Source organism: Shinella pollutisoli (genome assembly GCF_024609765.1).
GTDB classification, from domain to species: Bacteria; Pseudomonadota; Alphaproteobacteria; order Rhizobiales; family Rhizobiaceae; genus Shinella; species Shinella pollutisoli.
This window is the reverse complement of the sequence record NZ_JANFDG010000051.1, coordinates 1-20,413: the sequence shown is the minus strand read 5'-3', so window position 1 is coordinate 20,413 and position 20,413 is coordinate 1. Positions and strand designations below refer to the sequence as shown.

At 68.3% G+C, this 20,413-nt stretch carries 23 protein-coding genes; 5 read left to right on the top strand and 18 right to left on the bottom strand.

The features are described 5' to 3' along the window. Window positions 1–191: 191 nt before the first annotated feature. From NNZ72_RS24920 to NNZ72_RS24880, 9 genes are all read right to left on the bottom strand, one after another. Window positions 192–476: a DUF6522 family protein gene (locus NNZ72_RS24920; protein WP_257318383.1), complete on the bottom strand. Its 285-nt coding sequence runs from the start codon at window positions 474–476 to the stop codon at window positions 192–194. Beyond that, entirely contained in the window at window positions 473–865 is a 393-nt protein-coding gene (locus NNZ72_RS24915) for a group III truncated hemoglobin (protein WP_371747819.1), read from the bottom strand. The genes NNZ72_RS24920 and NNZ72_RS24915 overlap by 4 nt, the downstream gene beginning before the upstream one ends. A 71-nt stretch (window positions 866–936) precedes the next feature. Continuing rightward, a complete protein-coding gene (locus tag NNZ72_RS24910; protein ID WP_257318381.1) occupies window positions 937–1,722 on the bottom strand; it encodes a DUF2189 domain-containing protein in 786 nt (261 codons plus the stop codon). A 14-nt stretch (window positions 1,723–1,736) separates the two neighbouring features. Next, window positions 1,737–1,934 carry a hypothetical protein gene (locus NNZ72_RS24905; protein WP_257318379.1) on the bottom strand — a complete coding sequence of 66 codons (198 nt, stop codon included), beginning with the start codon at window positions 1,932–1,934 and terminating at the stop codon, window positions 1,737–1,739. After that, on the bottom strand, window positions 1,931–2,809 hold the full coding sequence (gene ccoP / locus NNZ72_RS24900) for a cytochrome-c oxidase, cbb3-type subunit III (RefSeq protein ID WP_257318378.1): 879 nt from the start codon (window positions 2,807–2,809) through the stop codon (window positions 1,931–1,933). Before ccoP ends, NNZ72_RS24905 begins: the two co-directional genes overlap by 4 nt. After that, window positions 2,799–2,984 (bottom strand): cbb3-type cytochrome c oxidase subunit 3, encoded by a 186-nt coding sequence (locus NNZ72_RS24895; RefSeq protein ID WP_257318377.1) that lies wholly within the window; start codon window positions 2,982–2,984, stop codon window positions 2,799–2,801. The genes ccoP and NNZ72_RS24895 overlap by 11 nt, the downstream gene beginning before the upstream one ends. A gap of 3 nt (window positions 2,985–2,987) precedes the next feature. Further along, window positions 2,988–3,722: a cytochrome-c oxidase, cbb3-type subunit II gene (gene ccoO, locus NNZ72_RS24890; RefSeq protein WP_257318376.1), complete on the bottom strand. Its 735-nt coding sequence runs from the start codon at window positions 3,720–3,722 to the stop codon at window positions 2,988–2,990. 2 nt (window positions 3,723–3,724) lie between these two features. Beyond that, on the bottom strand, window positions 3,725–5,371 hold the full coding sequence (ccoN, locus tag NNZ72_RS24885) for a cytochrome-c oxidase, cbb3-type subunit I (RefSeq protein WP_257318375.1): 1,647 nt from the start codon (window positions 5,369–5,371) through the stop codon (window positions 3,725–3,727). A 19-nt stretch (window positions 5,372–5,390) separates the two neighbouring features. Continuing rightward, window positions 5,391–5,831 (bottom strand): Rrf2 family transcriptional regulator, encoded by a 441-nt coding sequence (locus NNZ72_RS24880; RefSeq protein WP_306766437.1) that lies wholly within the window; start codon window positions 5,829–5,831, stop codon window positions 5,391–5,393. 117 nt (window positions 5,832–5,948) lie between these two features. Here NNZ72_RS24880 and NNZ72_RS24875 point away from each other — a divergent pair, with 117 nt between their 5' ends. Further along, a complete protein-coding gene (locus tag NNZ72_RS24875; RefSeq protein WP_257318373.1) occupies window positions 5,949–6,551 on the top strand; it encodes a carbonic anhydrase in 603 nt (200 codons plus the stop codon). A gap of 17 nt (window positions 6,552–6,568) precedes the next feature. After that, window positions 6,569–6,916, top strand: coding sequence for a DUF488 domain-containing protein (locus NNZ72_RS24870; RefSeq protein WP_257318372.1), 348 nt, complete (start codon window positions 6,569–6,571; stop codon window positions 6,914–6,916). A gap of 44 nt (window positions 6,917–6,960) precedes the next feature. Here NNZ72_RS24870 and NNZ72_RS24865 read toward each other — a convergent pair whose 3' ends face one another. From NNZ72_RS24865 to NNZ72_RS24830, 8 genes are all read right to left on the bottom strand, one after another. Further along, the gene (locus NNZ72_RS24865) at window positions 6,961–8,364 is read right to left on the bottom strand and encodes a serine/threonine protein kinase (protein ID WP_257318371.1); all 1,404 of its coding nucleotides are present in this window, start codon (window positions 8,362–8,364) and stop codon (window positions 6,961–6,963) included. 2 nt (window positions 8,365–8,366) lie between these two features. Beyond that, a complete protein-coding gene (locus NNZ72_RS24860) occupies window positions 8,367–9,107 on the bottom strand; it encodes a metallophosphoesterase family protein (protein WP_257318370.1) in 741 nt (246 codons plus the stop codon). Between the two features lie 338 nt (window positions 9,108–9,445). Beyond that, the gene (locus tag NNZ72_RS24855; protein WP_257318369.1) at window positions 9,446–10,084 is read right to left on the bottom strand and encodes a dihydroxyacetone kinase family protein; all 639 of its coding nucleotides are present in this window, start codon (window positions 10,082–10,084) and stop codon (window positions 9,446–9,448) included. Window positions 10,085–10,094: 10 nt separating this feature from the next. Next, on the bottom strand, window positions 10,095–11,096 hold the full coding sequence (locus NNZ72_RS24850) for a dihydroxyacetone kinase subunit DhaK (RefSeq protein WP_257318368.1): 1,002 nt from the start codon (window positions 11,094–11,096) through the stop codon (window positions 10,095–10,097). A 21-nt stretch (window positions 11,097–11,117) separates the two neighbouring features. After that, entirely contained in the window at window positions 11,118–12,152 is a 1,035-nt protein-coding gene (locus tag NNZ72_RS24845) for an ABC transporter permease (protein ID WP_257318367.1), read from the bottom strand. Then, window positions 12,149–13,708, bottom strand: a complete 1,560-nt coding sequence (locus NNZ72_RS24840) for a sugar ABC transporter ATP-binding protein (RefSeq protein ID WP_257318366.1) — start codon at window positions 13,706–13,708, stop codon at window positions 12,149–12,151. Before NNZ72_RS24840 ends, NNZ72_RS24845 begins: the two co-directional genes overlap by 4 nt. Window positions 13,709–13,788: 80 nt before the next feature. After that, window positions 13,789–14,799 (bottom strand): substrate-binding domain-containing protein, encoded by a 1,011-nt coding sequence (locus NNZ72_RS24835; protein ID WP_257318365.1) that lies wholly within the window; start codon window positions 14,797–14,799, stop codon window positions 13,789–13,791. 32 nt (window positions 14,800–14,831) lie between these two features. Beyond that, window positions 14,832–15,857, bottom strand: coding sequence for an ABC transporter permease (locus tag NNZ72_RS24830; RefSeq protein ID WP_257318364.1), 1,026 nt, complete (start codon window positions 15,855–15,857; stop codon window positions 14,832–14,834). Window positions 15,858–16,047: 190 nt separating this feature from the next. Here NNZ72_RS24830 and NNZ72_RS24825 point away from each other — a divergent pair, with 190 nt between their 5' ends. Together NNZ72_RS24825 and NNZ72_RS24820 are read left to right on the top strand one after the other, a co-directional pair. Next, a complete protein-coding gene (locus NNZ72_RS24825; RefSeq protein ID WP_257318363.1) occupies window positions 16,048–17,139 on the top strand; it encodes a LacI family DNA-binding transcriptional regulator in 1,092 nt (363 codons plus the stop codon). Window positions 17,140–17,165: 26 nt separating this feature from the next. Further along, complete coding sequence (locus NNZ72_RS24820; RefSeq protein WP_257318362.1) at window positions 17,166–18,227, top strand: aldo/keto reductase; 1,062 nt, start codon at window positions 17,166–17,168, stop codon at window positions 18,225–18,227. A gap of 2 nt (window positions 18,228–18,229) precedes the next feature. Here NNZ72_RS24820 and NNZ72_RS24815 read toward each other — a convergent pair whose 3' ends face one another. Next, window positions 18,230–18,943: an FAD/NAD(P)-binding protein gene (locus NNZ72_RS24815; protein WP_257318361.1), complete on the bottom strand. Its 714-nt coding sequence runs from the start codon at window positions 18,941–18,943 to the stop codon at window positions 18,230–18,232. A 251-nt stretch (window positions 18,944–19,194) separates the two neighbouring features. Here NNZ72_RS24815 and NNZ72_RS24810 point away from each other — a divergent pair, with 251 nt between their 5' ends. Then, window positions 19,195–20,310 carry an acyl-CoA dehydrogenase family protein gene (locus tag NNZ72_RS24810; protein WP_257318360.1) on the top strand — a complete coding sequence of 372 codons (1,116 nt, stop codon included), beginning with the start codon at window positions 19,195–19,197 and terminating at the stop codon, window positions 20,308–20,310. Window positions 20,311–20,413: the final 103 nt, after the last annotated feature.

The following is a 20,413-nucleotide window of genomic DNA, read 5'->3' as shown; positions in this document are numbered from 1 at the left end:
GCGGTCATCCTTGCACGGGGTCATGAGGGCGGGGATGACGCCGGAGAAGATCTGGGCTGGCATGTCGAGCTCCTTTGGGCCGGTGGAACGGGCGCGGAGGACGACGGCCGAAGATCGCCTCCCCCTTGCGATGGAAGCGTTCTAGCACCTTGCACTTTGTTTGTCGACAAGAAAAATACAAAAACGGGCGACTAGCGCCCCGCCGCGCGCCCCTTCGTCGGAATGACCTCGAAATGCTGGCCGGAGACCCGCCCGTCCGCCTCGACCACGGCCTGCCAGCGGCGGTTGCCGCAGCGCACGGTGAGCCGGAAGCGGCCCTCGTCCTCGCCTTCGCCGCGCTCGACCCGCGAGGCGACGAGGCCTCGGCGCATGAGGCCCTGCAACGTCTCCGCCGGCCAGCCGAACTGGGCCGCGAGCAGCTCGGCCGGCAGCACGAACTCGCCCGAGGCGTCGCGGGTCAGCACGAGCGCTGTCATTGCAGGCTCTCCTTCGAGATGGGCGCGATGGCAAGCGAATCCTCGCCGCGATGGAAGGCGATGGCAAGCCGGAACGAATGGGCGATCCGCATCGCCCTGTCGAGGAACAGGTCGGCGACCTCCGGCGGGCAGAGCCGCGCGACCGTCGCGTTGAACAGCGTGAGCCAGCGGCGGAAATGCTCCTCGCCGAGCTCCGTGATGGCGAGGTGCGGCGGCAGCGGGCGGCCGTCGTAGCGGCCGGTGCGGAGCAACGTCGCCGACCAGAAATCGCACATCTTGGCAAGGTGCTCCGGCCAGTCCTCCGGCGCGATGACGCCGTTGAAGACGGGGCCCAGCAGATCGTCCTTGCGGATCTCGTCGTAGAAGCCGTGCACGACGGCGTGGATCATCGCCTCGTCCAGCACCTCCGGCAGGAGCTTGCCGTCGATGACGACGGTGCGTTCGGGTGCGGGTCTCCCTCTCATCGGATCGCCCTGTAGCTGTGCCAGGTGCCGTGACCGAGCAGCGGGAAGATGACGATCAGGCCGAGAAGCCCGGTCGCGAGCGACAGCAGGAAGAGCGCGAGCACGATCGCCCCCCAGGCGAGCATTACCGGCAGGTTGCGGAAGGTAAGCGAGATGCTGGTGCCCATGGCGGTGAAGGCGTCCGTCCTCTCGGCGAGCAGCATCGGGATGGCGAAGGTGCTGATGGCGAAGGAGAAGGCGGCGAAGAGGCCGCCGACCGCCGTGCCCACCAGCATCAGGCCCCAGCCCTCCGGCGTCGAGACCAGCATGGCGACGACGCCGTCGAGGCCGGGGAAGGGGCGCAGTCCCACGAAGAGCGCGTAGATGATGACGGCGGCGCGCATCCAGACCAGCATCAACAGGCAGAGGATCGCCCCGGTATACCAGACCTGCCCGCCGGATTCGGCGCTAACGAAGATCATCCGCGCGAGGCCGACCGGCCGTCCTTCCTCCAGGTCGCGGCTCTTCTGGTAGAGGCCGATCGCCATCAGCGGCCCGACCACCATGAAGCCTGCGAGCGCCGGGAACAGGATATAGTCGAATTCCAGCCGGAACAGGCCCCAGATCACTACGAGCGAGACGGCGAAGACGAGGAGCCCGTAGGCGAGGCTCGGCAGCGGATTGCGCCAGAGGTCGCGCCAGCCGGCGGCAAGCCAGCCAAGCGCGGCGGATGCCGGCAGGTTGCGCCGCCGCTGCTCAGCGAGGGGGACAGGCGGGCGCCCGGTCTTGTCGGTCGTTTCCATCGATCCTTCCTCCTTCAGCAGGCCGGCTTGGCGGCGCCGAGCGTGCCGGCCTTCAGATGCGGCACGCAGTCCGGCTGCGATTCGAATGCGACGCGGACGAGATGCGCGTTCGCGCCGATGACGAGGGCGAGCCCCGCCGCGACGAGGACGAGCGAGACGAGCCGCCAGTTGAGCCGCGTGGGCGATGCGCCGTTTCCCGCGGTCGTGCTCATCGAGCGTCCTCCCCGAGCGTGCCGACGTAGAGGGCGAGCAGCTTGATATCGACCGGCGACAGGCGGCCCTCCCAATGCGGCATGTGGCCCTGCCGCCCCGAATAGATCGAGGTGAAGACGGTCTGCGCATCGCTGCCGTAGATCCAGGCCGCGTCCGTGAGGTCCGGCGCGCCGGCGTCGGTGCTGCCCTTCGCGTCCTCGCCGTGGCAGGCGACGCAGTTGGCGGCGAAGATCTCCTTGCCCGCCTCGATGCGTCCGCGATCGGCCTCGCCGAGGGGAAGATCCGAGAGCGAGCGGACATAGGCGGCGACGCTGCGGACCTCCTCCCTGCCCAGCACGCCGTCGCGGCCGAAGGCGAGCATCTGCGAGACGCGCGTCTCGTCGCTCGTCGAATTGATGCCGACGCGGATCGTCTCGGCGAGCGTTTCCGGATCGCCGCCCCACAGCCACGCCCCGGCGGCGAGGTTGGGGAAACCCGGCCCGCCGGTGCCGCGCGTGCCGTGACAGGCGGCGCAATTGTCGATGAACAGCGTGCGGCCGGTGTCGCGCACGTGCTGCATCAGGGTCGCGTCGGCCATGATCTCCTCGAAGCCCGCCGCGCCGACGCGGTCCGTCCAGGCGGCGCGCAGCACGGCCGCGTCCTCGACCTGCCGCATCACGACCTCGCGCTGGTCGATGCCGAGCAGGCCCCTCGTATAGGTGACGCCGACCGGCCAGGCCGGCATCAGCACCCAGTAGACGACGGCAAACAGCGTCGTCACGGCGAGGAAGAAGAACACGACGCGCGGGATCGGCGTCTCCAGCTCCTCGATGCCGTTCCATTCGTGCCCGGTCGTCACCCGGCCGGTGACGGGATCGCGCTTCTCAATTGCCATCGTTTTCGCCCCCCGGCCGGTCGTCCTTGTCGAGAATGCTCTTCTTGGCGCGGTCGAAGCGCTTCCGGTTGCCCGGCCAGAAGGCATAGACCGTCACGCCGACGGCGAGCGCGATCAGGTAGAACAGGCCCCAGCTCTTGGCGAAGGCGACGACGGAATAATGGTCGATATCCATGCCTTACTCCTGCCGTCCGGCCGTTTCCTGGTGCGCGGCGCCGGTGAGCTGGCCGAGCACCTGGAGATAGGCGACGAGCGCGTCCATCTCCGTCACCAGGCTCGGATTGCCGTCGAAGACCCGCACGTTCGTCGCCTCGCCGTAGCGCTCCGTCACGCCGGAGGATTCGGCGGCCTCCGGATTGGCCTGGCCGCGCGCGTCGGCCGTCGCGTTCTCGATCATCGCATCGGTATAGGGCACGCCGACGGCGCGCTGGGCGGCGAGGTGCTCGCCGAGATCGTCGATTCTCAGCGGGTTGCGCTGCAGCCAGCCGTAGCGCGGCATCACCGATTCCGGCACCACGTCGCGCGGGTTGATCAGGTGGGCGACATGCCAGGCGTCGGAATATTTCGCGCCGAGCCGGGCGAGGTCAGGGCCTGTGCGCTTCGAGCCCCACAGCATCGGATGGTCGTATTGCGATTCCGCGGCGAGCGAGTAGGGGCCGTAGCGCTCCACCTCGTCGCGGAGCGTCCGGATCATCTGGCTGTGGCAGGCGTAACAGCCCTCGCGGATGTAGAGGTTGCGGCCGGCGAGCTCCAAGGGCGTGTAGAGGCGCATGTCGGGTGCCGCCTCCACCGTCTCGTGGATGGTGAAGAGCGGGGCGATCTCGACGAGGCCGCCGATCGAGGCGACGCCGACGATCGCCAGCACGAAGCCGATGGCGTTGCGCTCGATCCTGCGGTGGAAGAACTCCTTCATGGTCACTCTCCCGCCTGCGCCGCGCCGTAGAGGGGAACGTCACCCTTCGCGGGGACGCGGGCGACGCGCGCCATGCGGATCGTCATCCAGACATTGTAGGAGCAGACGACGGCGCCGGTGAGGAACAGGAGCCCTCCGAAGGCGCGGGCGATATAGTAGGGATGCATGGCCACCAGACTGTCGATGAAGGAATAGGCGAGCGTGCCGCTGTCGTTGTAGGTGCGCCACATCAGGCCCTGGATGATGCCGGAGTTCCACATCGCGAAGACGTAGACGACGGTGCCGGCGAGCGCGAGCCAGAAGTGCACCTCGATCAGCTTCGGCGAATACATGCGCTCCTGCTTCCACATCCACGGCACCAGCGCGTAGAGCGAGCCGAAGGTGATCATCGCCACCCAGCCGAGCGCGCCGGCATGGACATGGCCGACGGTCCAGTCGGTATAGTGGGAGAGCGAATTGACGGCGCGGATCGCCATGAACGAGCCCTCGAAGGTGGAAAGCCCGTAGAAGACGGCCGCGACCATCATGAAGCGCAGCGTCGCGTCGTCGCGCACCTTGTGCCAGGCGCCGTTGAGCGTCGCCAGCGCATTGCCGGCCGACGCCCAGGAGGGCACCAGCAGCACGACGGAGAAGGTCATGCCGAGCGTCTGCACCCATTGCGGCAGCGCCGTGTAGTGCAGGTGGTGCGCGCCCGCCCACATGTACATGAAGGTGATGCCCCAGAAGCTGATGATGGAGAGCCGGTAGGAGAAGATCGGCCGCTCGGCGCGCTTCGGCAGGTAGTAGTACATCATGCCGAGGAAGCCGGCGGTCAGGAAGAAGGCGACGGCGTTGTGGCCGTACCACCATTGCGTCATCGCGTCCTGCACGCCGGAGAACAGCGAATAGCTCTTGGCATGGCCGAAGGAGACGGGGAGCGCGAGGTTGTTGACGATGTGCAGCACCGCCACGACCAGGATGAAGGCCATGTAGTACCAGTTCGCCACGTAGATATGCGGCTCCTTCCGGCGGGCGAGCGTGCGGATGTAGATCAGGAAATAGACGACCCAGACGATCACCAGCCAGATATCGGCATACCATTCCGGCTCGGCATATTCCTTCGACTGGGTCATGCCCATCAGGTAGCCGCTCGCGGCGATGACGCAGAAGAGATTGTAGCCGATCAGCACGAACCACGGGCTGAACTGGTCGGGCAGGCGCGCGCGACAGGTGCGCTGCAGTACGTGGAAGGAGGTGGCGATCAGCGCGTTGCCGCCGAAGCCGAAGATGACGCCGCTGGTGTGCACCGGCCGGATGCGGCCGAAGCTCGCCCAGGCGGAATCGACGAAGGTCAATTCCGGCCAGGCGAGCAGGGCCGCGACCCAGACGCCGAAGAACATGCCGACGACCGCCCAGGCGAGCGACAGCACGATCCCCGCCTTGGTCGGGTCGTCGTAATATTCGGCGAGCCGGCTCTCGCCCGGCTCCGGCGAGAAGAGCGCCGAGAGCACGAGGAAGCCGAGGCCGAGGCTCGCCGCCAGCACGATGACGCCGTGCACGGCGAGCGGGTCGCCGCGTCCGCCCACGGCCATGGCGAGGCCCGCGAGCGCGAGCGCGCCCAGCACGAAGAGAGCGAGGTGGCGCTCCGAGACCGTCAGTCGCGATATCATCCGGGATTTCCTCTCCTTCTCACGCCGCCCGGGCGTCGATGCCGAGCAGCGGGCCGAGGGCGGCGCGGTTGCGCACGATGTCGGCGAGCGTGTACTTGTCGAGAACGTCGAGGAAGGCGGCGAGCGCCTCGTGCAGCATGCCCTTGAGCCGGCAGGCCGGCGAGATGGCGCAGGGCCGGCCCTGCGCCTGCATGCATTCGGCCAGCGAGAATTCCTCCTCCGTCGCGCGCACCAGCGCGCCGACGCCGATCTCCTCCGGCGCCCTGGCGAGCCGGACGCCGCCGGCGCGCCCGCGCACCGTCTCGACGAGGCCGAGATCGCGCAGGGTCTGGGCGACCTTCAGGAGATGGTTGCGCGAAAGGCCGTAGGCCTCCGCCACGTCGTTGACTGTACAGAGACCGTCCGGCCGCGTCGCGACGTAGATCAGCATCCGCAAGGCATAGTCCGTATGAAGCGTCATGCGCATGGCGCGTCTTGCCCTGATAAAAGAGGTAACGTAGATACCACTTTTAGCCGACCCGCGCGGACCGAAAAAGCGCAAAATGGTCGCACCACCCGCGAACGAGGAAACCGCCGCATGATCGAGGAACTCTTCACCCGCAACCGCGCCTGGTCCGCGGAGAAGCGGGCGGAAAACGCCGACTATTTCAAGAAGCTGTCGATGCTGCAGGAGCCGGAATATCTCTGGATCGGCTGTTCGGACAGCCGCGTCCCGGCAAACGTGATCGCCGGCCTCGAGCCGGGCGAGGTCTTCGTCCACCGCAACGTCGCCAACCTCATCCACCCGGCCGACCTCAACATGCTGTCGGTCGTCGAGTTCGCCGTCCACCAGCTCGGCGTGAAGCACATCATCATCTGCGGGCACTACGGCTGCGGCGGCATCCGCGCGGCGGTCGGCGGCGGCCGGCTCGGGCTGATCGACCATTGGCTCCAGCCGATCCGCGACGTCGCAGACAGCCGCTTCGAGTGCCGCGAATGCGGGGCGTGGAGCGAGGAGGCGCTGGACCGGCTGTGCGAAGCCTCCGTCGCCGAGCAGGTCCGGCGGCTCGCCCGCACCCCGACGCTCCAGGCCGCCTGGCAGGCGGGGCTCGAGGTCTCGATCCACGGATGGGTCTATGGCCTCGGCGACGGGCTTCTCTATAATCTCGATTGCACCGTGACGGGGCCCGAGAGGGCCTGACGACAAGGGAGGATGCCATGGCCCTGCAGCTCAAACGCGTCTACGACGAACCGGACCCCGCCGACGGCGAGCGCATCCTGGTCGACCGGCTCTGGCCGCGCGGCCTCAACAAGCAGGCGGCCAGGCTCGACCTCTGGCTGAAGGACGTCGCCCCGAGCGCCGAGCTGCGGCGCTGGTTCCATCACGGCGCGGAGCGCTGGGAGGAGTTCCGCATCCGCTACCGCGACGAGCTGCGCGACAACCCGCATATCGCCGAGCTGCGCAGGAAGATCGCCGCCGGCCCGGTGACGCTGCTCTACGCGGCGCGCGACCGCGAGCGCAACCACGCGCTCGTGCTCGCCGAGTTCCTCGCCGGCGACAAGTGAGTTCCATAATTCAGCTTATGCAACCGTCTCCGGCTCTCCCGCTCTCACGCCGGCCGCGGCCGGTTGCGCACCACCGTCACCGTGCAGGGCGCGTGGGCGGCCACCGCGCCGGAGACGCTGCCGAGCATCGAGCGCATGGAGGATTCGGCCCGCGCGCCCATGACGATGTGGTCGACATAGTTCTCGCGGGCATAGTCGAGGATCGCATCCGCCGGCGAGACGGCCTCCAGCACGTGGAAGGTGATCGCGCCCTCGCGCGCCTTCAGGCCCGAGGCCCAGTTGCGCAGCTCCACGAGGCGCATCACGTGCTTGTTGCGGCCGGCCTCGTCCAGCGCTGTGTCGATGGCGATGCGGTTGATCTTCAGCACGTTGAGGCAGGCGATGCGGGCATCCGGCGTGTTCTCGATGATGCGCGCCACGGTGTGGCGCAGCGCATCGGCGAGCTCCGGCGTGCCGCCGAGGAGGTCGATGGCGACGGCGACGATCGGCGCGTTGGAAAGCTGCGCCTCGGCCGCCTGCGGCCGGACGGTCTCGATCGGCACCGGGTTGAAGCGGCGCTTGAGCACCATGCCGAGCGGATCGCGCTTCATCTTCTCCGCCCGCGCCGTCAGCTTGACGGCGGAAAGATCCTGCAGGTCGATCGCAAGCTGCGCTGCGGTCGGGTAGCGCCAGGCCGGGTTCACCTCCAGGCAATGCAGGATCACCTCCTGCAGGGCCGGCGGGATGGCGCTGTTGCGCGCGCGCGGCGGCTGCGGATCGCGCCAGAGCCGGCGCTTCAGGCCCTTCATGCGCTGAGGATCGCCGAAGGGCCGCTCGCCGGTCGAGAAGAAGTAGAGCATGACGCCGAGCGCGAAGAGGTCGCTGCGGAAGTCGCTGCGGGTGCCGAGCACCTGTTCCGGCGCCATGTAGGGCGCCGTGCCGTAAGGCAGGCGGAACTGCTCGTCCATCAGGTCCGGCAGGTGGACGTGGCGGGCAAGGCCGTAGTCGATCAGCACCGCCTCCCCGCTCTCGCGGAACATGACGTTGGAGGGCTTCAGGTCGAGATGGACGACGTTCTGGCGGTGGAGCGAATCGAGCGCCACGGCCACCTTCGCACCGATCGCCGCCACCTCGTCCGGCGGCAGCGGCAGGCGCTCCAGCAGCGGATAGAGCGAGACGCCCGGCAGCCGCTCCATGACGATATAGGGCAATGTGGCGAAATCGCCGTTGGCGACGAAGCGCGGCACGTGCGGGCCGGAGAGCCGGGGCAGGATCATCTGCTCCATCTCGAAGCCGACGATCGCCGCCGGGTCGTCGCCCTCGCCGATCACCGGCACCTTCATCAGGATGGGAAAGTCGATGTCCGGCCGGCTGACCGTCCAGATGCGCGCCATGCCGCCGACATGGGCGAGATCCTCGATGACGAAGCCGTCGATCACGTCGCCGGGTTTCAGCCGCGCATTCGTCATGCCTATCGCCCCTCCGCAAGCCGGTCGGCGAGCGAGGCCGGAAGCCCGGCCGCCCTGATCTTTTCCGCCGCCGTCTCCACGTCGTAGGCGACGCGGCGGAACTGCAATTCGGCGCTCTCCGTGTCGTAGAGACAGAAGGCGGCCGCCGGGTTGCCGTCGCGCGGCTGGCCGACCGAACCGACGACGGCGAGCCAGCGGCGCTGCGGCAGAAGCGGCACCGGCGTCTGGGAGACGGGACGGAAATGCGTGACCTTGCCCGCGCCCGCGAGCGAGTAGAGGGCGGGCCTGTGCACATGGCCGCAGAAGCTGACGCGCGCCTCGCAGGCGGCAAGATGCGCCCCGGCATCGGCCGCATCGAGCACGTAGTTCCAGGAGGCGGGCGCGCTGGCATCGGCGTGGACGAAGAGGCATTCCCCTTCCCGCGCGGATAGCGGCAGGGAGGCAAGGAAGGCGCGCGCCTCGGCACCGAGCTGCCTTCGCGTCCATTCGAGCGCGAATGCGGCCGTCGCGTTCATCGTCGCGCCGGGTTTGCCGACCGCCTCGTCATGGTTGCCCTGGAGCACGACGGCACCTTCGGCCGCAAGCGCGCGGGCGCGCTCGGCGCACCATTCCGGATCCGCGCCGTAGCCGACGATGTCGCCGAGCAGGACAAGGCGTTCGGCGCCCGCCGCCGCCGCCGCGGCCAGCACGGCCTCGAAGGCTTCGCGGTTGGCGTGGATATCGGAGAGGATGGCGAGGCGCATGGCATTCCCGGCATTCACGAGATCATCGCTGACCATAGCGCGCCTTGCGCATGCCGGCCATTCAACGGAAGGGGAATAGGGTGGTTGCTGGCTTGACGAATGTCAGTTGAGTGCGTTGGAGCCATCGCATATGGACTGTGAGGACACTCCAAGCCCCTTCTCCCCATCGGGGAGAAGGTCGCGGCAGCGGGATGAGGGGGACGCCGAAGGCGCAAGAGCAAAACCTCGCTGGCTTCGCCCCCCTCGTCCGGCCCTTCGGGCCACCTTCTCCCCGCCGGGGAGAAGGGAAGAGGCAACGGCTTGCCCCAGGCCAATACCTTGATCCGCTCGGGGAAACGTCAAGCAGCCGCGAAATCGCGTAGCGCCCGGATCAGGAAGACGCCGACGGTGGCGCCGGCGTCCTGGAGGCCGACGGTCTTCTCCCGGAAGGCGGCGGCCTTGCCGTGCTGGGCGACCATCGTCTTGGTGGCTTCCAGAGCCTCCTCGGCGGCGGCGGTGGCCTGCGCGAGCGCCTCGGCGAGAGGCTTGCCGCTTGCGGCGGCGTCCGCCAGCGTGCGGGCAATCGGGTCGAGCACGTCGAGGATCGTCTTGTCGCCGACCCTGGCCTTTCCGCGTTCGGCGATGCCGTCGCGGAAGGCGGTCCAGAAGGCGGCGGTCTCCGCCGTGCCGAGCGCCTCGGCCCCCTCGACGGCCTTGCTTGCGCGCAGGAACCCCGTCGCCGTCAGCGTGCCCATGGTGGAGGGCGCGGCGCGGGCCATGGTGGCGCCGGCGGTGCGCAGCAGCTTGGCGATCCCCGCCCCCTCCCCTTCTGCCGCGACCGCCTCGGCGGCGGCGGCGAATGACTTGCTCATGGTGATGCCGAGGTCGCTGTCGCCCACCTTGCCGTCGAGCGCGATCAGGAACTCGCGCTCGACGGAAAAGAGCGCCTTCCAGGCGTCGAACAGGCGGATCAGGTCGGATGCGGTGATGGCGTCCATGGCCGTCGCCTCACGCCGGGACATGCTGGAAGAAGGGCGTGCCGGCCGGCTTGCCGATCAGCCGGTCCAGCTCCTCGTCGAGATGGGTGACGGAGATCGAGGCGCCGGCCATCTCCATCGAGGTCGCGAACTCGCCGATCCAGACGTGCTTCACCGTGACGCTGCGCTCGTCGAGCAGCTGGCCGACGCGGCGGAAGAGGATGTAGAGTTCTTCCAGCGGCGTGCCGCCGAGGCCGTTCACCAGCACGGCGACGCTGTCGCCCGCCTTGTAGTCCTGCTCGGCGAAGATGCGCGCCATCATCTCGTCGACCACTGCATCGGCGGGGGCGAGCTTCGTGCGGCTGATGCCGGGCTCGCCGTGGATGCCCATGCCGATCTCCATCTCGTCTTCGCCGATCGAGAAGGTGGCATGGCCGATCTCCGGCACGACGCAGCTCGACAGCGCCACGCCCATGGTACGGGTGCGAAGCCGCGCCTTGTCGGCGATGCGCGCCACCTCGTCGAGGGAGAGGCCTTCGGCCGCCGCGGCCCCCGCCGCCTTGTAGACGAAGAAGATGCCGGCGACGCCGCGGCGCTTGTGCTCCTCGCCGACGACGGAAGAGGCGACGTCGTCGTTGCCGACGACCTGCTTCACCTGGATGCCGTCGAGGTCGGCGAGCTCGGCCGCCATGTCGAAATTGATGATGTCGCCGGAATAGTTGCCGTAGATGTAGAGGACGCCGGCACCCTGGTCGATGTGCTTGGTGACCTGATACATCTGCTCGGCGCTCGGCGACTGGAAGACGCCGCCGACGGCGGCGCCGTCGAGCATGCCGTCGCCGACATAGCCGAGAAAGAGCGGCAGGTGGCCGGAGCCGCCGCCGGTGGCGATACCGACCTTGCCGGGCTTGACGTTGGCCGTCACGAGGCAGCGTTTGTCGCCGGCCGCATAGGTCACCTGCGGATGCGCCCGGTAGATGCCTTCGAGCATTTCGTCGACGAAGTCGACCGGATCGTTGAGAAACTTCTTCATGGGTGTCCTCTCGATGAACGATTATTTCTTGCGCTGGCGCGTGACGAAGAAGGCGGCGGCGAGCAGGATGAAGCTGCCGACGACAAGCCGCTGCCAGGTGCTCGGGATGCCGACCATGACGAGCACGCTGTTGATGACGACGATCAAAAGCACGCCGAGCATCGTGCCCAGCACGGTGCCGGTGCCGCCGGTAATCCGCGCGCCGCCGAGCACGACGGCGGCGATCACGTTGATCTCCGTGCCGACGAGGTCGAAGGGGTTCGCCTGCCGATTGGCGCAGACGTGGATGATGCCGGCAAGCCCCGCCAGCGCCCCGGCATAGCCGAACAGGAAGAGGTGCACGGTCCTGAGGTTGTAGCCGAGGCGGCTGGCGACATCGGCATTGCCGCCGACGGCGAAGATCGCCCGGCCCATCAGCGTGCGGTTCAGGATCCACCAGGTGACGACCGCCGCCGCCGGCAGGATCAGGAAATAGACCGGCAGGGTGACGACGGCGCCGTTGGCGGATTCGAACTGCAAGAGCGGCAGGCGGCCGAAGGCGCCCATCTGCGGCGGCAGCGACATGATCCAGACCGTGCCGATGAAGGAGAGCAGGAAGCCGCGGAAGAGATATTGCGTGCCGATGGTGACGATCAGCGACGGCACCTTGAGATGATGGACGAGCAGGCCGTTGACGATGCCGAGCAGCGCGCCGCCGGCGGTCGCGACGAGGAGGATCACCAGGAGCGGCATGCCGGGGAAATGGTTCAGCACCAGCACCGTCAGCGAATACATGGTGAAGGCGGCGATCGCCGTAAACGACACGTCGATGCCGCCGGCCGCGAGAATGATGAAGACGCCGAGCGCGAACAGGCCCATGACGACGCTCGCCCGGCCGATGTCGATCAGGGTCGAGGGCTGGAGGAAGGCGGGATTGGCGATCGCCACGGCGACGCAGATCGCCACCAGCAGCACGAAGGTGATCGATTCCGGCCGGCGGCGGATGAACTCGCCGAGGCTGAAGCCGGCGGGCCGGGCGGTGCTTTCCTGCAGCTGCTCGATGCGGGACGCGTTCATTGCGCGCTCTCCATTGTGCTGGTGGAGGACAGCATGGCCCTGTAGAGCCGGTCCTCGTCTGCCTGTTCCGCGTCGAATTCCGCGACCACGCGGCCGTTGTTCATCACCAGGATGCGGTCGCAGTTCTGCAGCAGCTCCGGCAGGTCGTCGCTGACGACGATAAGGCCCATGCCGGCCTCGGCGAGCGCCTGGATGGCGCGGTAGATCGTGTCCTTCGAGCCGACGTCGACGCCGACGGTCGGCCCGTGCAGCACGAGCAGCTTCGGCCCGATGGAGAGCCAACGGCCGATCAGAACGCGCTGCTGGTTGCCGCCCGAGAGCGCGCCGACCGGCAGGTCGATATCCTTCGTATTGAGGCGCATCTCCTCGGCGAGGCGGGCGGCGGTGGCGCGGGCTTTCTGCCGGTCGATCACGCCGAAGGCGTTGGTGAGGCGGGTCACGACGAGGGCGATCTCGTTTTCGAGGATCGACTTGTCGAGGAAGAGGCCCTCGGCGAGTCGGTCCTCCGGCACGTAGCCGATGCCGCGGGAGATCGCATCGGCCGGACGGCGGATGACGGCCTCGCGTCCCGCGACGACGATCCTGCCGGCGGTCGCGGGCGCTATTCCCGTGATCGCCATCGCGAGCTCGTTGCGGCCGGAATCGGCAAGGCCGGTGATGCCGAGGATCTCGCCTTCGCGGAGCGAGAAGGTCAGCGGCTCGAAGCCCGGCGCGGCGAGGCCCTCGACCCGGAAGAGCTCGCCGTCGCCGGGCCTCGCCGTGCGGTAGCGTTCCGAGTCGATCGGCCGGCCGGTCATCAGCTCGGAGAGCTCCTTCTTGCCGTAGCGCTCGATGGGGCCCTGGGCGACGCACTGGCCGTCGCGGAAGACGATGACGTTGCCGCCGATCCGGTAGCATTCGTCCAGCTTGTGGGTGACGAAGAGCACGGCGACGTTTTCCGAGCGCAGCCGCTCGACGACGCGGACGAGGTTGTCGACCTCGCGCCGGGTGAGCGACGTGGTCGGCTCGTCCATGATGACGAGCTTGGCGCGGGTGGCAATCGCCCGGGCGATGGCGACGAGTTGGCGGGCGGCGAGCGGCAGGTCGGAGACGATGGTGGACAGGAAGGCGCGGTCGGTCGGCAGGCCGACGGTGGCGAGCGCCCGCTCGGCGGTCTCGCGCAGGCGGCCGCGGTCGAACAGCCGGGCGAGCGCCCCCTGCCCCGCGACGAGCTGTTCGCTCAGCGCCACGTTCTCGGCGACCGTCAGGTTCGGGATGAGCGACAGGTCCTGGTAGACCGTCTCGATGCCGGCGGCGAGCGACTGGATCGGCGTCAGCGACGTGAAGGTCTCGCCGTCGAGCACGATCTCGCCGCCGCTCGGCGCGATGGCGCCGGAGACGATCTTGATGACGGTGCTCTTGCCGCAGCCGTTTTCGCCGAGCAGATGATAGGCCTGGCCGAGGTCGAGCGTCAGGTCGATGCCGCGCAGCGCGTGCACGCCGCCGAACCATTTCTGGATGTTCCTGAGCTCCAGGAAGCGGGCCGGATGCGGTTCGCCTTTCGCAGGTTGAGACACGGGGGACTCCTCTGTCGTCCGATGGAACGCCGATGGCGGCCGGGAACCCTGCGAGGCTCCCGGCCGGCTTCAGGCAGCGATCAGAACAGGTGGTCCTTGTAGGTCGCCTTGTCGGCAAGGACCATGCCGTTGCCGATGACGAGCAGGCCCTTGCCGGGGCCCTGCTTGACGCTCACCTTGTTGTAGCCCTCGACGCCGAGGTCGATGCCGTCGGTGACTTCCTTCTTCTCGAGCAGCAGCTTGGCGACGGCGTTCATCGCCATGCCGGCCTTCTGCGGGTCCCAGAAGCCGATGGCGGTGATCGCGCCGGATTCGAGCAGGTCCGCGGACGGGTTCGGCAGGCCGGTGCCGACGAGGCATACCTTGCCCGTCAGGCCCGCCTCGTCGATGGCGCGGCCGACGCCGAGCACGTCGTTGCCGGCGGAGGTCTGGAAGCCCTTGATGTCCGGGTGCTTGCGCAGGATCTCCTTGGCCTTCTCGTAGGTCGCGTTGGCGTCGTCGAAGGATTCGTTGTTCGGGTCGACGAGCTCCATGTCGGGGTGCTGCTTGGCGTTGTTCTCGCCGGCCGTGACCCACTGGATATGGGTACGGCTGCCGAGCGAGCCGACGAAGGTCGTCCACTTGCCGGCATTGCCCATGCACTCGGCGAGGCGCGCGTTGAGCGCCGCACCGTATTCGTCGTTGTCGAAGGCCTCGACGTCGGCATGGGTGTTGATCTGGTTGTCGGCCTCATGGGTCACGACGACGATGCCGCGCTCCATGGCGCGCTGAAAGGTGCCTTCGAGCACGGCCGGGTCCATCGGCACGACGGCGAGCGCGTTGACGCCCTTGGCAATGAGGTCGTTGACGATCTGCAGCTGCTGGGCGGAATCGGCCGTCGCCGGACCGCTCTGGCTCGCCTCGACGTCCGGGTTGGCTTCCTGGAAGGCCTTGACGCCGGTCTCCAGGCGGTCGAACCACGGGATGCCGCTGATCTTGACGACGGTAGCGATGACCGGCTTCTCCTGCGCGACCAGCACGCCCGCGGAGCCCGCCAGCAGGGCGGCCGCCATGACGGAGCCGGCCAGGATCTTCTTCGTTGTTGCTTTCATGATTTCCTCCACACTATTCCTCCCTCGGTATTTCACGTCCCGGTGCTCGAGGGCTTGGCACCGGAACCGACCCGCTGGCGACTGCCGGGGAACAGGAAGCCGACGAGGTCGTAGCGACCGACGGCCAGAAAGGTGAGAAGCAGCAGCCCCCAGGCGAAATCGCGCACGAAGTTCGAGAGGCCGCCGAAGTTGAGCAGACTCGACATGAGCTGCAGCGCGATGGCGCTCATCACCACGCAGATCACGCGGCCGTAGCCGCCCTCCGGCTTCACGCCCGCCATGACGGCGATCAGGATGGCGATGAGCAGGTAGGAGCTGCCGTAGTCGAACTTCACGTTGACGTTGCGCGCGGCGATGATGATGCCGGCGATGCCGGACAGCGTGCCGCTCAGGGCATAGGTGGCGACGAGCACGCCGTTCTTCGGGAAGCCCGCGAAGACGGCGGCCTTGGGATTGGTGCCCATCAGCATCAGCCACAGGCCGTAGGGCGTGAATTTCAGCGCGGCGGCGATCAGCCCCGCCGCGGCGATGAAGATCAGGAAGCTGATCGGTACGCCGAGGAACATGTCGTTGCCGATGCTGGAGAGCAGCGCCGGGCTGCCGACCATCACCGCCTTGCCGCCGGAGACCACGACCGCAAGCCCGGTGAAGGCCATCTGCGTGCCGAGCGTGCAGAGGATGGGCGTGATGTCGAGCCGGGCGATCAGCAGCCCGTTGATCGCGCCACCGACGAAGCCCGTCGTCACCGCGACGGCGATGAAGGCGAGGCTGAAGGCGAACTGGTCCTCCGTGCCCGAGAGGACGGAGGAGACGACCACCGCTGAGAGCACGCCGGAGAGATTGGCGAGCGCGATGCCGGAGAGGTCGATGCCGCCGTTGCCGGCGCACATGGCCAGCATGACGCCGATGGCGAGAAGGCCGATCTCCGGCACCTGGCTCGCCATGGACTGCAGGTTGAAGAGGGAGAGGAAGGAGCCGCCGGAAATGGCCGCACCCAGCGCCAGCAACAGACAATTGATGGCAACAAGCATGACGAGCTGCCCGCCGGTCCTGCGCATGGTCTCCTCCCCATGTTTAGTAAACAACAGCAGTCTTTACTAAAAGGGTTAGCAAAGGTCCTCCCGTTTCGCAAGCCGATTCTGCCGCGATTTCGGTTGCGCGGGATCTGCTTTTGCCGTAACCCTCAGCGGGGCGGAGGAGAGTTGTTTACTAAACGGCACTGCCCGCACGAGGAAATGACGGGCGTCGATGACGAAGAAGAAGAGCTACACGATCCGCGACATCGCGCGAGCGGCCGGCGTCTCGCCGGCGACGGTGTCGCTCGTGCTGAACGGCAAGGGCGACATATCCGGCGTCACCCGCGCGCGCGTGCTGGAGGCCGTGGCGAGCCTCAACTACGTGCCGCGCTCCACCAAGAGCGGGATCGAGGCAGGCGACACGCTGCGCTTCCTGAAGATCGCCAAGCACGGCCACACCGTCAACCGCGACCACAGCGTCTTCATCTCCGACTATATCGACGGCATGTCGGCGGAGGCGACGCGGCGCAACTACACGCTGGAGATCGTCAGCTTCGAGGGCCAGCCGATCAGCGCGGTGGCGGAATCGCTCGCCGGCGCGCCGATCAGCGGCGTCATCGCGCTCGGCACGGAACTGTCGGAGGCCGACATCCGCCTCGTCCAGGGCCTCGGCCTGCCGACCGTCTTCATCGACACGGTCTACGACATCATCGACGCGAATTTCGTCGACATGAACAACGAGGACGCCGTCTACAAGGTGCTCGCCCGCTTCCAGAAGCAGGGGTTCCGGCGCATCGGCTTCGTGGCGAGCCATGTCGACACGAACAACTTCCACCTGCGCCGCGCCGCCTTCTTCAAGAACATGGCCCGGCTCGGCCTGACGGTGCAGGACGGCGACGTGCTGTCGGTCGAGAGCACCTACGACGGCGCCTATGCGGACACCTGTTCGCTGCTGAAATCCGGCATCGATCTGGCGGAATGCTATTTCTGCACCAACGACATCATCGCCTACGGCTTCATCCGGGCGCTGAAGCAGTTCGGCGTGCGCATCCCCGACGATGTCTCCGTCATCGGCTTCGACAACCTGCCGCAGAGCGCGACGATGGAGCCGGCGCTGACGACGATCGAGGTGTCGAAGCGCAAGATCGGCTATCTCGCCGTCACCGTGCTCGACGACCTGATCAACGCCTCGGAGCCGCAGCCGCCGGTCAAGATCCTCGTCGGCGCGGACCTCGTCATCCGCGCGAGCGACGCGCGCGGCGAGCCGCAGGAGAAACGCAAGGCGCCCGCCGCGCGGGCAGCCGGCAAGCTGCCGGCGATCTGACGCTACGAACATTCGGGAGGACGAAGATGAAATACAGACGGCTCGGCCGCTCCGGCCTGAAGATCTCCGCCATCACCATGGGCACCTTCTCCTTCGGCGGCGTCGGCCCCTTCGCGATGGTCGCGAGCCAGGGCGTGGACGACGCCCGGCGGCTGATCGACACCTGCCTCGACGGCGGAGTCAACACCTTCGACACGGCCAACATGTATTCGCTCGGCCGCTCCGAGGAGATCCTCGGCGAGGCGCTCGCCGGCCGGCGCGACAAGGTGCTGATCTCGTCGAAGGCGCGCATGCGCATCGGCGAGGGGCCGAACGACGAGGGCGTGTCGCGCCATCACCTGATCCGCGAATGCGAGCGCAGCCTGAAGCGGCTCCGCAGCGACTATATCGATATCTACTTCATGCACGAATGGGACGGGCTGACGCCGCTCGACGAGATGCTGTCGGCGCTCGACACGCTGATGCGGCAGGGCAAGATCCGCTATGCCGGCTGCTCGAACTATTCCGGCTGGCACGTGATGAAGGCGCTCGGCGTCGCCGAGGCGAAGAACCTGCCGCGCTTCGTCACCCAGCAGATCCACTACACGCTGGAGGCGCGCGAGGCCGAATACGAGCTCCTGCCGATCGCCGTCGACCAGGGCGTCGGCGTCATGGTCTGGAGCCCGCTCGCCGCCGGCCTGCTGTCGGGTGAATTCGGCCGGAACCGGGCGCCCGCGCAGTCCCGGCAGGCGGCCGGCTGGAGCGAGCCGCCGATCCGCGACCGCGAGCGGCTGTGGGCGATCGTCGACGTGCTCGACGACATCGCCGGCGCGCGCGGCGCGAGTGCCGCGCAGATCGCGCTCGCCTGGACGCTGACACGGCCCGGCATCGCCTCGCTCGTCGTCGGCGGGCTGACCGAGCAGCATTTCCGCGAGAACATCGCCGCCGCCGATATCGAGCTGACGGCGGAGGAGCTGGAGCGCCTCAACCAGGTGAGCCGGCCGCCCTACCTCTATCCCTACTGGCACCAGCACAATTTCGCGCGCGACCGATTCTGCGAGGGCGACTGGGCGCTGCATGCCGGCTACGAGGACCTCGGCGCCGTCTGATCCTATGCCGGCCGTCGGGCGTCCGCGACGCCGCGCGGCCGGACCTCGAGCGCGGCGCGATAGGCCTGGCGCACCATGTCCGGGAAGCCGGACACGGCCGCGCCGACGACCGAAAGGCCGGAGAGCCGCTCCCCGCCGGCAAACAGCCGGCCGCCCTCGTCGGCGGCCAGGGACTGTCCGTCGTCACACGGCCGCGCCGCGCCGGCCGCGATGAAGACGTGGTCGAAATCCGCCATCTCGCCGTCGCAGAGAACGACCCGGCCGCCATGCGCCAGCGGATCGATCCGGGCCACGTCACCCCGCAGCATGCGCATGCCGACGTCGCGGCGCGCGCCGATCGCCTCGCCGAAGCGGGCCATGACATAGGTACGGAAGAGCGAGAGCCGGACATGCAGGCTGCCCGGGCCGTTGAGGGCGCGGACCGCGCCGTCGGCGAGCAGCGTGCGCCTCAGCCACTCGGCGAAATCGTCGGGCCGCTCGGGAAGGAGGGAGAGGTCGCGCGCCGGCTCCGCCGTCAACGCCTCGCCCGCCGGTCCCTCGGCGAAGGCCGCGGGCGCGTCGGCGGCGTCGATCATCCAGATCTCGAAGGGACAATGCAACCGCCGCAGGAGCGCGATGGTGACGGCAAGCCCGGAAAACCCGGCGCCGACGACGGCGATGCGCCGCAGGCGAGGCCTCTCCACCCCATCGCTTCCGATCGCCTTGATGAACACCATGCCGCTTCCTTTCCGTCTGGATGAGCGAGACGTCCGGGAGCGATGATAGCGCGTTTTTCCGATATTTCTACCTTTTTTGTAGAATTAATGGACAGGAGATTTTTTCGATATCCGCCCGGCGGCCGACGCTCGAATTGCCGCGATTCGCCTGTAGAAAGGCCGAGCAATCTATGCAATCTCTATAGAATGTGATCTTTCTACCGCGTGAAGCCTGTGCGTCCCGAAACCGCATTCCGCAAGGAGCAGCCGACATGGGTACGATTTCGCCAGCGCTCGACAGACCCCACCGAACCGCCGCCGTGATCGCCACGGAGGACGAGGCGATCACCGTCGCCGGCACGATCGCCGGCCTGTTCGACACCGCCGAGCCGGGGGCAAGCACGCCCGAAACGGCCGAGGCGCGGCTGGAGCTCCTGTCCCGCTCCGGCCTGTTCGGCGTGTCCATTCCCACCGAGCACGGCGGCATCGACGTGTCCAACACGGTGCTTGCCGACATCTGCGCGGCCGCGGCGGCGCATTCGGCCACGCTCGGCGAGATCCTCGCCGCCCATTTCGCGGCGATCGAGCAGCTGCGCAGCCACGGCACGGAAGGCCAGCGCAACACGGTGTTCGCGGCCGCGCTCGCGGGCGCGCGGCTCGCGCGCGCGGCGCCGCTGCCGCGAAACGGCGAGCCCGCCGAGACGCTGCCGCTCGCGGCGAACGGGCTCGCCTGGCGCCTCAGCGGCGACGCGCTCTGTACGCCCTGCACCCGCCATGCCGACTGGATGCTGGTGCCGACGCACAGCGACGCCGGCAAGACGGCGGGCCTCCTGCTGCCGGCCCGCGTCGAGGGGCTGCGCTATGTCGCGAACAGTTGCGAGCCGGCGGCGGGCGGCGCGCAGCCCGCCGAGCACGTGCTCTTCAAGGACGTCGCCGTGGACGGCGACGCGCTGCTGCACGCGCCGGGCGAGACGGCGCGGACGGGCGTTCCCCTGTCCCTCGACATGCTGCTGAACGCGGCGCGGCAGCTCGGCGCCGGGCGCCGCGCGCTCGGCCGCCTTCTCGGCGGCGCGGAGCCGGACGCCCTGACCGTCGGCCTGCTGTCCGCCCGGCTTGCGGCGGCGCAGGCGATGATCGCCGAGGCGGGCCGCGCCATCGACGCCGCCCAGATCGGCCTTGCCGACCTGCACAGGACGAACGCCTTCCTCGCCGCGGCAGCGGCCCTCGTCACCGCGCAGGAGGCGGCCGGCGAGGCCCGGGCGGCGGCCGAACGGGAGAGCGAAGGTCATGCGGTAGAAGGCGTGCCGCCCGCGCTCGCGGCTCTCCTCGAAGAGAGCGGCCGACTGCATCTGGACGCGCACCGGCATCCGCCTGAGGACGAGGTCTAGGAGATATCCGTCAGCCGACGCGCTTTTCGGGCTCGGCATCCTCGATCATCTCGGCCGCGCCGGGCACGGCCACGAACTGCTCCAGCGTCATCGTGTCGAGGAT